At 54.6% G+C, this 12,958-nt stretch carries 8 protein-coding genes; 5 read left to right on the top strand and 3 right to left on the bottom strand.

Going from position 1 to position 12,958, the window contains the following annotated elements:
* Window positions 1-241: 241 nt before the first annotated feature.
* A complete protein-coding gene (locus ACAW75_RS16505) occupies window positions 242-2,200 on the top strand; it encodes an RCC1 domain-containing protein (RefSeq protein ID WP_370729844.1) in 1,959 nt (652 codons plus the stop codon).
* A 4-nt stretch (window positions 2,201-2,204) separates the two neighbouring features.
* On the opposite strand, the gene ACAW75_RS16500 is transcribed toward ACAW75_RS16505, so the two are convergent.
* The gene (locus ACAW75_RS16500) at window positions 2,205-2,582 is read right to left on the bottom strand and encodes a retropepsin-like aspartic protease (RefSeq protein WP_370729843.1); all 378 of its coding nucleotides are present in this window, start codon (window positions 2,580-2,582) and stop codon (window positions 2,205-2,207) included.
* 61 nt (window positions 2,583-2,643) lie between these two features.
* Between ACAW75_RS16500 and ACAW75_RS16495 the strand changes: the two genes are divergently transcribed.
* Both ACAW75_RS16495 and ACAW75_RS16490 read left to right on the top strand, forming a co-directional pair.
* The gene (locus ACAW75_RS16495; RefSeq protein ID WP_370729842.1) at window positions 2,644-4,680 is read left to right on the top strand and encodes a hypothetical protein; all 2,037 of its coding nucleotides are present in this window, start codon (window positions 2,644-2,646) and stop codon (window positions 4,678-4,680) included.
* 249 nt (window positions 4,681-4,929) lie between these two features.
* The gene (locus tag ACAW75_RS16490; RefSeq protein WP_370729841.1) at window positions 4,930-6,963 is read left to right on the top strand and encodes a DUF8696 domain-containing protein; all 2,034 of its coding nucleotides are present in this window, start codon (window positions 4,930-4,932) and stop codon (window positions 6,961-6,963) included.
* A gap of 22 nt (window positions 6,964-6,985) precedes the next feature.
* Here the strand turns inward: ACAW75_RS16490 and ACAW75_RS16485 are convergent, their stop codons facing one another.
* Window positions 6,986-7,639 carry a hypothetical protein gene (locus tag ACAW75_RS16485; protein ID WP_370729840.1) on the bottom strand — a complete coding sequence of 218 codons (654 nt, stop codon included), beginning with the start codon at window positions 7,637-7,639 and terminating at the stop codon, window positions 6,986-6,988.
* Between the two features lie 271 nt (window positions 7,640-7,910).
* Between ACAW75_RS16485 and ACAW75_RS16480 the strand changes: the two genes are divergently transcribed.
* Both ACAW75_RS16480 and ACAW75_RS16475 read left to right on the top strand, forming a co-directional pair.
* Window positions 7,911-9,401 carry a hypothetical protein gene (locus tag ACAW75_RS16480; RefSeq protein ID WP_370729839.1) on the top strand — a complete coding sequence of 497 codons (1,491 nt, stop codon included), beginning with the start codon at window positions 7,911-7,913 and terminating at the stop codon, window positions 9,399-9,401.
* Window positions 9,402-9,478: 77 nt separating this feature from the next.
* On the top strand, window positions 9,479-12,250 hold the full coding sequence (locus tag ACAW75_RS16475) for a DUF8696 domain-containing protein (protein ID WP_370729838.1): 2,772 nt from the start codon (window positions 9,479-9,481) through the stop codon (window positions 12,248-12,250).
* A 22-nt stretch (window positions 12,251-12,272) separates the two neighbouring features.
* Here ACAW75_RS16475 and ACAW75_RS16470 read toward each other — a convergent pair whose 3' ends face one another.
* Window positions 12,273-12,917, bottom strand: a complete 645-nt coding sequence (locus ACAW75_RS16470) for a hypothetical protein (protein WP_370729837.1) — start codon at window positions 12,915-12,917, stop codon at window positions 12,273-12,275.
* Window positions 12,918-12,958 lie beyond the last annotated feature (41 nt).

Below are 12,958 nucleotides of genomic sequence, written 5' to 3'. Positions count from 1 at the left end.
CTATAAATAAAGCTCATTCCGCTAAAAATACGGCAAATAGGGGTAGCGTAAATTTCCGAATAATACTTAATCAGACAGAACGACGCATTTGGCCAATAAAAGCAGCCATTCAGCAAAGAAAGGGAGTTGTTTGACAACAAATGCCCTTCATAGTGAGAAAGCACACACCTGATTGTCAGCTTGGCAAACTAATAGATATACTGTGCTAGTGAGATGTGTATACCTACTTCTCGCTAGTGACATGGTTCAACTTGTACATAACGTAAACATGCTGCCCACTTCGACACGGCTGGCCCGCCTGTGGCCGAGCGTTAGCCACTCTTATCGGCTCCTGGTTGGGGCCATGCTGTTGCTACTGGTCTTTACGTACCCCGCCACGGCGCAGGACGGCTTCGTGGGCGATGGCTTCGGAGGCCGAAGCTGGTATAGACCCGCCAATATTGTGGCCGGCCAAAATATGGGAGCTGCCATCGTTAACGGGCAACTCTATATGTGGGCAACGCCTACCGGCAATGCCATTTTCCCAATACTGACCGTGCCATCCCCACCGACTTCGTATCCCCTTCAGGGGCGAGTTGATTATACAGGTACGGAACCCCTGACATCAATTCCCGGCAGTGAATCCGGCGTTGGTTTAGGAAGCGGCAAGACGTCAACGGGGAGTACTGTCGGAGCGTATGCCAATCCCTACCCGGTAGCGGCCTTTTCGAGTGTTAAATTGATATCGCTGACCGAGCAGGGGGGGGTTATCAAAACCGACGGAACGGGCTGGGTCTGGGGGCAAACCCGTTCCGCTAATACGTACGGGAGTTTGCTGAATTATCACGCGCCGGTGCAAGTGGTCAGCAATGCCAAATTCGTAAGTGCGGGAGCCAATCATAGCGTTTTTGTGAAGAACGATGGCACCGTCTGGACAGTGGGTGATAACAGTACAGGAGTATATGGTAATGGCACAACCGTGCCGGATTACACATCCCTTCCCAGCAAGCTAATGTCCACCACGGCTGTGCAAATGACGGGTATTACCAATGCTGCTCGGGTTGTTGCCTTTCATATTGGCACTTCTAATGCATCGACCACCCCAAGCGGTACGGTGGTACTTAAACAGGACGGTACGGTATGGGTAGCGGGCGCGGGGGGGGTGTTAGTGTCTACCAATCCAAACAAGTCGCCTACTCAGGTGCCCGGTTTAGCCAATATAGTTGATATTAAATGTACGTCAACAAATGCTGCCGCGCTGACCAATGCCGGCGATGTGTATATCTGGGGCTCTGGTACGGCTGGCCCGCAATACGGTAATGGAACGCCTAGTGCTGCGGGCAATACCTATACGCCTAAAAAAGTGCCGTTTCCGCCCGGTACGCCACCCATGGTTATGATCGAAGCGGACGGTTACAGCTATAACCCGCTTTTTTATAGCATCGATGAGAATCATACGCTTTGGCAGTGGGGAATCAATGCGGATGGTATGCCTACCCAGAGTGATGGCTATATACCGTCAATAATTGCCAAACACGTGCTGGATGTAAATCTGGCGGGATATGGAGTAATCTATATCACCCGAACCGCCGACTACCCGGCCAACGAGCGGTTATGGGCTGGGCTGGGATCGGCGGGCGGGGTCGGTTCGCTACTGGGCCTGAACCCGGAATACCTATCGTTAGGAGCGAAGATTAATCCTCTAGATCCTAGTACTATATATACATCGTTCTCGACGGCTAATAACTACTGGGTTCAATCGTATAACAAGGGTGTCTCTGGTACCTATTGGCCAGCCAACCCCGGTGCGTGGGGGCTGGGCGGCATCGGGCAGGTCGAAACGCCTACTACCATTGCCGGTTCGGTCGATTGCGGGGCTACGGCTATTGTGGGGAGTCTGGTGGCGGGTACGGCCTCCAATGTGCTGCTGAAAGTGACGGCTACGGTCAGCACCACCGGCACGGGTACGTTTACGGTCAGCGGCTCCGGCCTCTCGCCCGATCCCTCGCCTGCTACCTACACCGCCACCACCACCGGCCCGCAGACGTTCTACCTGCCCATGGCCTACGACGGCTCGACACTGGGGGCTACCACCTTCACCTTCAGTGGGTTAGGCGCGTGTACGGCCGATCTGTCGGGCCTGACCAAACGCCCGGTGCTCACGCCCATTACGCCCTTAGTGAATTGCACGCCGTTTACATCGGTAGTGATTAGTAAATAAGGAATTAAATCAGTTGGAGTTTAGCAACCTTCGGGTCAACGATAACGGTATCATGCTCAAAATCAAGCTTAATGCGCCATTTCTGCATGGTAGCGGCCCCAATAATGGCTTCTTCGGAAAGACCCGGAATCACCAGGAACTCATCCGACAGATGCACATCGTTGAGGTAAAAGTCAATGGCGATTTTGTGCTTGATTTCGATGTAATGACCCTCGGCGGCTGTGGAAACGAGGCGAGATTTTTTAAAGGGAATCAACGTGGTGAGTTCCGATGCGTAGGCATCGCTGATACACGAAAGGTTGGCGCCAGAGTCGAATAAGGCGTACAGCGTTTTGTCGGATTTAGAGCCTTCAAAGAGCAACGGCAGTTTGATAATGGACATAATGAGTCTGATTGACTTGAATACCAAAGGTAGTACAAACAAGTTTTAACGCATACCACCAATGACTTACCTCCTTCGACAATCGGTCCGTGTGGCGGTCGCCGGGCTGTGCTGGGTACTGACCCTGCTGGCCACCGACGCCCTGGCGCAGACCACTGTGGTGCTGCCCCGGTCGTGCAAAAGCTGCCCCCTCTCGACCCACGGCACGGGCGACATCACCAGTTTCGACAACTGTAGCGTAGCCAGTACAGGTACGCTCACCAGCGGCACACCGGCCTCGGCCGTGACCCAGACCATTGCCGTCACGGTGGGCAAGCTGGGTACGTATAACCTCCAGGCCATTGCCAACGGGGTCATTTTCTCGGCCTCAGGCTCCTTTACGGCAACGGGTTCGCAGCAGGTGGTGCTGACCGGCACAGGTACGCCCCTGGCCGTAGGTACGTATACCTACACCCTCAATACCACGCCCACCTGTAGCTTCCAGCGCATCACGCTGGCGGGCGCAGCCTCGGCGAAGGGAGCAATAGCCCCCTGTCCGGGTGCTTTTGTGAATGTCATGTCATTCGGGATGCAGCGCACAGTAGGTACGTTGGATGGATTTGCCTACGACGACCAAAGCCTTGGCTACGATAATATGTTTTTATCTGCCGATGGCAGCACACTCTACGATACTCGAGGCTATTATCACGACGTAAACAACCTGCCTGCCATTATCGCTAACAAGGGCAACAGCGGAGCAAAAGGTATGGACGCGGTGGTACCCGTGCAGGCAATCCGGCAGGTGTTTCCAGGTGTTACGTTTAAACAGTTCAGCCATGTTGACTTAGGGACTACGGCTGCAGGACGCTATGTTTTTTTGTTGACCAGCACCAACGACCTGTATGGGATGGTGCTGTTGATGCCACCTCCTAACCAATACTATCTTCCTATGATGGGGCCAACGCTGGCTGGAACAACTACGCCAGCCAGTGGCACAGCCTATAATGCGGGCCATTATCAGACCGTAAAACTCACCACGCCGACGATGAAGTTCAGTTCGTTCTGGCATGGATTCATAGGCGCCATGTTTGCCTATAATCCGGCTGACAATCTGGTATATTCCTGGGGCAATAACTTTGAAAGCCCACCCGGAACCCGAGGGTCGAACAATACACTGTTTAGAACCCCATCCTCGGATCTCGATTCGTATACACCAGGTCCGGCTACGGTGATCAATACCATTCTGACGCGAAATAATACCAGTCTCAAAGAGATGACCGATTCCGACGTGACGTTTTTGGTAGGGGCATCCAGTACTGTTGAATATAATCAACCACAGGCGAATGCGGTGTTTATCGGCAAAGACGGCAAGGTCTATCGGTATTTCTATATTAACCAGAAGAATTACAAAATCAGTTTGCCTGGTAGTGCAAAAGCCGTATCGGTTATGAGTACCGTGAATCAGTACGGCACCAAACTAATTGTTATTCTGGGAGACGACGGTAAACTCTATACGGATAATCTCCTGCCCTCACTATATGTTGATGCTACTTCCAGCGCCCCTTATTTGCCTACCACCAATGACCAGGCTATCACGGCGACACAATTTAACTCCTCCACCGTGGTGACGGGGGGGCCTAACTCGACCACCGGAGTCACGGCGGTAGATAACCTGACCATCGTTCAGATTCTTTCGCCCTGGAACACGGGTAGTCAATATGCCCAGTCGATAGGGGCGTTGGCCAACGACGGGACCCTGTATCGCATTTTCGACAATACGCCCCGCACGGAGTTGACTTCGAAGGGCGTTCCCATTGTGCCACTATCTACGGCTAACATCAATATTACGCTGCGAGACGGGCTGCCCCTGTTTTCCAAAATATTTACCGTTGAAGAAAGAACGCAAATAAATCAGCAATTCGTTGGTCGCTCCAAAACAACGGGGAATACCGTAGCCGCAGCAACAAACGGGCAAAATCAGGCTAATTTGAATGCTACCGCTTCCTTATCGCAGAACAATGGTTTTATCGGTCATTTTTCGGATACGGGTACGTTCATCAACTCGACCACCATTATGCAGTACGTCTGGTTCAATTGCTACGATCCCTGGAGTAACTAATGGTTGAGTCGGCTTTACCCCCAACCCCCTGAAGGGGGGCTAAACCATTCGGCGGAGCATTAGCCCCCTTCAGGGGGTTGGGGTTACGCCGGATAAAGTTTCGTAGGAATGGCCGATGTAAAGGCTATATCGTCCGTTCCTACGGAACTAATTACCAACGATTTACACCAAACCCCCCAATGAATTGGGGGGCTACAATATCGGTCGAGCCTACGGCTCTATCTATAGTTCGTGCCAAACCGAATTGCTATGAAACGATTGCTACTTCTTTTATCCTGGTTGCTGCTGAGTCTGGTGGCGCGGGCGCAGTATAGCGGTACCGGCACGGTGTCGCTCACGGCCCCCGTGGGCGCGTCCGGTGTGCAGTGGTACACCCTCAGCAGCGGGGCGCCGGTGGCCATCAGCGGGCAAACAAGCCCAACCTACGCGGCGGGTACGTCGGGTATTTACCTGGCCACCTACCAACTGGCCGGGCAGGGCGACTGTACCGACTATACCATCGTGATTTCGCAGGGTAGCTCGGTGACGCTCAATGGCAGCACCAACAACACCGGCGGCAGCAACTACCAGTGGTATCAGGAAGACGTAGCGGTTTCCGGGGCCACCACCGCCAACTATGCCGCCACCACCGGCGGTCGCTACCGCTTTGAGTTCGACAATGGCGGCAGTTGCGCCATCAAAAGCGACGACTATACCGTCTATACGCTCACACCCTGCGCCACGCCTTCGGTGGGTGGCGCGGCGGCGTTTGCGGGTGGTCCTCTCTGCGCTACGGCCAATACCGGTACGGTTACGCTGAGTGGACAGACCGGCGCGGTAGTGACCTGGCAAACCTCCACCAATGGTGGCACCACCTGGAGCGATCTGGCAGGTACGTCGGGGCGGTCGTACTACGGTTTTGTTACGGCGGCCAACGGGCAGCAGTACCGGGCGGTAGTGAACGGCGGCAGCGGCTGTGCGTCCGAGAATTCAACGCCCGTGACCATCACCACCAGCGCGGGGGCCTGCACTGCGCCGGGTACGCCCATTGCCGGGCCGGTGCCACCCGCCCTGCCCACCACCTGCGATTACCCCTCGGCCCCGGCCAACATCGTGCTGACCGGCACCACCACGGCCACGTACCTGCTGGTGGATATGGCCTCGGGCGTGATTGCGGGGGTCAACACCAGTACACCGAGTTTCAGCAACGTAGCCGCCGGGGTCTATTATGCCGTTGCGGCCCAAACGTCGGCTACGCTTGTCAATGCCACCGTGGGTAAGCTGGTGAGCGACGTGGGCGATGCCGTCAGCGGCTGTGTGGTCTGGTCGCCGACGGTGGCCCTTAAAGTCTGCACCACCACCTGCGATGCCACGTCGGCCCCGGCCAGCCTGAGCTTCACCGCCAGCACCGCGCCCGCTGGCCTGACCACCACCTACGTGCTGGTGGATCTGGCCATCAACACCATTGCCGCCCTCAGCAACACGCCGAGTTTCGGTGGGATTGCCACCGGCGACTACGAGGCACTGGCCATTCATACGCCCACTGCCACTACGCTCACGGTGGGCAGCAGCCTGTATACGTACCTGACCGGCAGCGGGTTAACCAACTGTGGCGGTACCGGAAGCGTGGTCTCGAATGCGTTGTTTTTCAAGGTTTGTTCGTCGCCACCCCCGGCACTGCCGCCAACAGTAGCCATCAACACGCCGAATAACGTGATCATTCCGGTAGCGGCGACCGCCACCAGCGCGAACCCGCCCATTTCAGGAACGGCTACGGCCCTGGCCTCGGTGACGGTGAATGCGCCGGGCGGGCAGGTGTGCCTTACGGCGGCGGATGCGAGTGGCAACTGGACGTGTAGCAGCCTGACCTTTGCCATAGGTTCGCAGACCGTCACGGCGACGGCCAGCAACACGGCGGGCGTAAGCAGCCCGGCTACGGCCAGCTTCACGGTGGTGCAAACGCCCGTGGCCTGCGCCAACCCGTCGGTGGGCGGCACGGTGGCGTTTGCCGGTACGTTGCCGTTGTGCAACGCCGGCAACGCCGGTACGTTGACGCTATCGGGACAGACGGGCGCGGTGATTAAATGGCAAACCTCGACGGATGGAGGCAGCACCTTTACCGACATAGCCAATACCAGTACGAGTCTGGCCTTTACCAATGCGGCCAACAATCAGCAATACCGGGCGATGGTACACAGCGGGGGCAGTTGTAGTCCCGCTTTTTCATCGCCGGTAACGATAACCACCAGTGCGGCAGCCTGCTCAGTAGCGTGTGCGGTGCTGCCCGATACAATAGCGAAGTAATAAACAGTACGCGTACCACTGGCTAACGAGCCAGGATCAGTTCTTTGAGTTTACGGAGGATATAGACGATCTGAAGGAGGTCGGGTAGGTCGGCAGCGTCGAATTTGCGGCTGACGTAGTAGTTGGTGTCCAGCAGGAGCGTAAAGTTCCAGATACTACCTACCAACCAGGCACCATAAATCGGTTTTGATGGACTGCCGTCGTGGTCGGCGTTGCGGTATTGAGCTACCAACATGGCGGCCAGCATCTGCGCTTCGGGGTCATTACTGTCTCCCTTTTGTTTCTTAAATTCTTGCAAAAAGAAATACGGAGTTCGGGGGGTGGCAATACCGGCAGATGAGGCAAGCAGACAGTCGCAGATAACCGAAATCCTGACATGATTGATCGTAGCCGTCATAGGACGCTCAAAAAAAGAAGCGATTTTATCGTCGGCTTCCAGATCGGCCACATCGAAGAGGATGCTGACAAATTTCATTTTAAGCTCTTCTTCGTTCCAGCCATCGCCCGAACGGAGGGCTTTTTTATGGAGTTTTTTAACGCGCTCCATATCCCCCTCTGTGAGCGTGCCAGTAGCTGTGGTCCACTGGTCTATCAGATCGCCTGACCGCAAACGGGGCAGGTTGAATTGAACCAGAATGGAGTCGATGTCTAAGGGAAGTTTTTTAGCTGTATCCATATATCCGTAAACGATGAAATTGACTTGTGCCTGTAAAGGTAGGAAGAAGAACCAAGTGCGGGGCGAAAGCCCCTAGACCGGACGGGGTAACCCGACCGGTTCTATACAGTTTGAGTCACGACCAGAAAAACAGCCGTTTTTTCAGGGTGAGAGAAGTACGTATATGCAATACCGTTAGCGCGATAAAACGCTGACCAACCAGTACCTAATGACCCTGGCAACGGGGCACCAACCGACCAACGACCAGTAACTACTATAAACCAGTAACACTATGACGCTTGCCCGTTTTTTCTCCGTTTCCCGTACCGCCATTACCCGACTGTCGGGTACGTCTATGTTGGGTACGTGCCTGTTGCTGCTGACGCTTGCCGTAGGCGTGCAGGCACAGACCAGTATCAACATTCCGGCCTGCGCCAACTGCCCGGCACCAACTGCCGGTACAACCTTCGTAGCCAATACACAAGGGTGTTTTAATACAAAAATGGCAAATGTATCGGCCTTTGGTTACTTAAATATGGGGGCCTCAGTTGCTGGTGAGGTGTACATCTGGGGTAATGCTCAAGGATTAGGTGGCTTCACCTATGCAGCTACTTCTGAATTTCCGGTTCCAACAAACTTGCCCTTGTCGGTTGGACAAGCGGTCAAGGTTGGTTCTGGCAGGCATACACAGGCTGCCATGACTAGTACGGGCGAATTTTATATGTGGGGATTTGCGGGTTCTGGCCTTGGTGGCATACCCGGTGGAACAACCAGCGCGTTTGACATACCCTATTCAACAACGGCTCCGGCTGCTCCTTTGACAACGCCGGGAGCAGTAGCCGATTTTGCAATAGCTACTGCATTTACGTTTATCGTTACACAGGCAGGTAATGCGTATGTGACTGGAAATGTGGGCAATAGCGCAACTACGACATCGAATGGTAATCTTGGAAACAGACTCCTACTCGGATGGAATCAAATCCCAGCCATTGCTGGCTCGATCTATACCCGCGTTTGGGCAACGGGTTCCAATTCACAGGCGTTTGCCATTTTTGAGGTAAAGAATACCACGACAAACGCGTACAGTTATTATGCCAGTGGAGCTAATTACGCCCAGCTATTAAGTACAAACGATCTGAGGTTAAAGAGTGGCGATCATCCATCCTATGTGTTGGCGCTGGATCAGATACCCGCCTTAATGGATCTGCCTGGAATAACGGGACGCGTACAGGAATTTATCATAGACGACATCACCAGTTCCATCATTATTAAAGTGTCCAATACAGAGTATTATTTCTCTGGACATTACGGCTCCACAACAGGTACTCACTTTATTAGTTTGGTGGCGGGAGCGTCACTGGCGACGACCCCAAGCTTCGGTATCACCTATACACCAAGTCCCCAACGAGTAAAACTACCGCCAGGGGTTACCGAAATCTATGACATGGGTTATGGAGGGTGGGCGACCCCGGGCATTTCAGCATCAAGCTGGATAATCGCAACCGATAAAGGACTGTATTATGTAGATAATGGTGGAACAGGAGACTGGAAATTAGATACCTATCACCTTACTGATGGGTCCGTAAAAGTTGTTGAAGGAGATGTTCAATATGGAACTGCATTCTTCTACATCGACGTAAATGGGTTCATCACTTATTCAGGGGAGATCGGGTTAAAAAATCGTAATGCTCAGGCCGGGATTGGCTATGATTATCGGGACATGGGACTGTCCTCGGGATTAACTTATCCAAGCGTATTACAACATACCTGTCTTCGAAAATAAGAATTCTATAGCCACTAATGGCAATAGGCAACGATGCCATCTAACAAGATTAGTTGATTAAACGAGTACGAACGCGTATGAGGAAATTACTCTATATAGGTCTATTGCTGTTCGGCCTGCCCTGCCTGGTGCTGGGGCAGTCGAGCGGTACGGGGCCATTCGCCCTGACGGCCCCGGCTTCGGCAACGAGCAACCTGCAGTGGTACAAGAATGGAACGGCCGTTAGCGGGGCCACATCTGCTTCGTATTCGGTGGGTACGCCCGGCGTTTACTGGGCAAGTTATGACCAAACCTCCCCCAGCAGTTGTTCGGGGGTGGTAACGGCCTACGACCTGGTGCTGCAACAGGGCGACACCGACATCAAGTCGCTGATCGGCCCGGCCGGGCAGACCGCTTACCAGTGGTATAAGGGGGGAACGGCCGTGTCGGGGGCTACCTCGGCTACGCTGAGTTTGCCCAACACCACCTCGGCGGTAGGTACGTATTACCTGAGCTACAACAACGGTACGTGTGTCATCACCACGGGTAATTTCGAGGTGTATGTCATCACCTGCGCCAACCCGTCGGTAGGCGGCACGGTGGCCTATGCGGGTACGTTGCCGTTGTGTAACGCCACCAACGCAGGTACGTTAACCCTCTCCGGGCAGACGGGCAATGTGGTCAAATGGCAAACCTCCACCGATGGCGGTACCACCTGGACGGATCTGGCGGGTACGTCGGGCAAGACCTATTACAGCTTCATCAACGCGGCGAACAACCAGCAGTACCGGGCGGTGGTCAACAGTGGCGCTGGCTGCACGGATGCCAACTCGGCCCCGGTCACCATCACTACCAGTGCAGGACCCTGTACGCCAGCCAGTTGTGATGATACTGCCGGTCAGATTGCCATTACGGTACCCAGTTCGGCAACGGGCAGCAACCTCACCAAACAGCTCATTGCCACCAACGCCGCCGGGCAGATCCAGTATGTATCGGCACCGGGCAGTACCTCTGTCGGGGGGGTGGCCGTGGGTACGTACTACGTCTACCGCGTCAGCTTCGACAACACCATCAGTCCGTTGCCAACGCTTACGGTCGGCACCAGTTTGTCGGGTATTGGGGGTGGGTGCGTGGCGTTTTCCAACCAGATCGTGTATCAGGTTTGTCTGTCGCAGCCGCCCACGGTAGCGATTGTCAGCCCAACCGCCAACTCGACCATCACCACCACGCCCACCGTTTCGGGGACAGCCACACCAGCCAGTACGGTCACTGTTTATTTCCCGAACGTCGACCCACTGCTGCCACCCGTGCAGTTTTGTCAGACAACCGCTTCGGCAACGGGCGCCTGGTCGTGTTTGGGGACAACGACCCTGACCGGCCCGGCAACCATTACGGCCATCGCGACTAACGCGAACGGAACCAGCATCCCCGCAACCACCAACCTGGTCATTGTTCCCGGCGCTGATGTATGCGCCGCAACACTGCCGCTGTTGTTGCCGCTTGGCTCGGCCCTGTCTATTCCGAACTATTGCCCAACCGCAACCTGGATTTACTACAAAGACCAGCCCACGTCTCCATCGGCATCCATGGCCATTGAGCCAAACGGCAATCCGTGGAATCCGCTCAATATATCCATTGACGCGACCACGGTTGCCAGCCATACGGTCACCCGGGAGGGCAAAACGGTGCAGTTGGCTAATCGGATGTTTCATATTCTGGCACCGGGTAGTTTTACGGCGAATGGAGGTATAAAAGTTCGGCTGTATTACAACCCGGCTGAATTTGCCAACCTGCCAATAGGCCGCCGGACCTGGTTTAAACACCCGGCGCACCTCAAAACAGCGGTACTGGCTGACCTGACTTCGGAAACGCTGACCAATGCGATTGCCGTCACGCCCGATGCATCGGGAACGGAACTGGGTGTGGGCGGTATTCAGGTGGCTTACGTTGAATTTCACCACGTTACCTCGTTCTCCACCTTCGGGTACATGGGGTCGGGAACCCCACCTACAGTAGCCATTACCAGCCCGGCCGCTACTACCACCACCAATACCAACCCGCCTGTTTCGGGAACGGCCACAGCCCTGGCTTCGGTGACGGTAAACGCGCCCAACAATCAGGTGTGCATCACAGCGGCCGATGCCAGTGGCAACTGGAGTTGCCCCAGCCTCACCTTTACGGTAGGCTCACAAACGGTAACGGCCATTGCCAGCAACACGGCGGGGGTGAGCAATACGGCTACGGCCAGCTTTACGGTCGTGGCTCCGGTGATTCCGCCCATCATTGCCATTACGACGCCTAAAAATGTAACAACTACTGATACGAACCCCCCTGTTTCGGGAACGGCCACAGCCTTAGCCTCGGTGACGGTGAACGCGCCGGGTGGGCAGGTGTGCATCACGGCGGCCGATGCGGGTGGTAACTGGACCTGTACGAGCCTGACCTTTGCCATAGGGTCGCAAACCGTCACGGCGACTGCCAGCAACACGGCGGGGGCGAGCAGTCCGGCTACGGCCAATTTTACGGTGGTGAGCAGTTGCCCTAACCCGTCGGTGGGGGGTACGGTGGCCTACGGGGGTACGTTGCCCTTGTGTAACGCTAGCAACGCCGGTACGTTGACCCTGTCGGGGAATACGGGCGCGGTGGTGAAGTGGCAGACCTCGACCGATGGCGGCACCACGTTTACCGACGTGGCCAATACCAGTACGAGTCTGGCATTCACGAACGCGGCCAACAATCAGCAGTACCGGGCAGTGGTGTATAACGGGGGCAGTTGTGCGACCGTGAACTCATCGCCTGTAACGATCACCACCAGTGCGGGAGCCTGCTCAGTAGCGTGTGCGGTGCTGCCGGGTACGCTGGCGAAGTAATAAACAGTACGCGTACCACTGGCTAACGGGCCAGGATCAGTTCTTTGAGTTTACGGAGGATATAGACAATCTGTAGGAGGTCATCCGATTTAGTGGCATCGAATTGTGTACTAACGCAATAGTCTTTGCCATTAAGTACGGTGAAGTACCAGTTTTTGCCTTGAATCCAGCAGCCATACAATGGCTTATTGTCCTGATTAAGCTCTTGGGCTAAAATCATGGCAGCAAGCATCTGACCCTCTGGGTCGTGGTTATCGCCAAGGGATCGCTTGAATTCCTGCAGGAAAAAGTAAGGCGATTTGGGGCGACCGGAGTTCATGGGCGAAGCAATCATGCAATCGATGGTGACAGAAATAAGGATGTCATTGACTTTGCCCGTGAGTTTACGCTCATAAAAGGTGCGAATCTTTTTAGGAACGTCGAGATAAGCAGCAAAAAGGATGAGTCCGATGAAGTTCATTTTAAGTTCTTCTTCATTCCATTCATCCCATTTGAGTTCAAGTTCGGTACGGGCTTTCTCGCACAGTTCCGCTTCAAAGGAGGAGAGTTTATCCGTTGCCGACATCCATTCATCAAGAATGGAGCAGTGGCGAATTTTCTCAATGGCAAACCGGTCAATCACTTCGAAAATATCGTAGTGATTCACCCTGATTGATTTCTTATCCATATATCCGTAAACGATGACATTGACTTATGCCTGTAAAGGTA

This window comes from Fibrella arboris (assembly GCF_041321095.1).
Lineage (GTDB): Bacteria > Bacteroidota > Bacteroidia > Cytophagales > Spirosomataceae > Fibrella > Fibrella arboris.
Note: the sequence above shows the minus strand (reverse complement) of the source record. Positions and strands in the feature narration are given on the sequence as shown.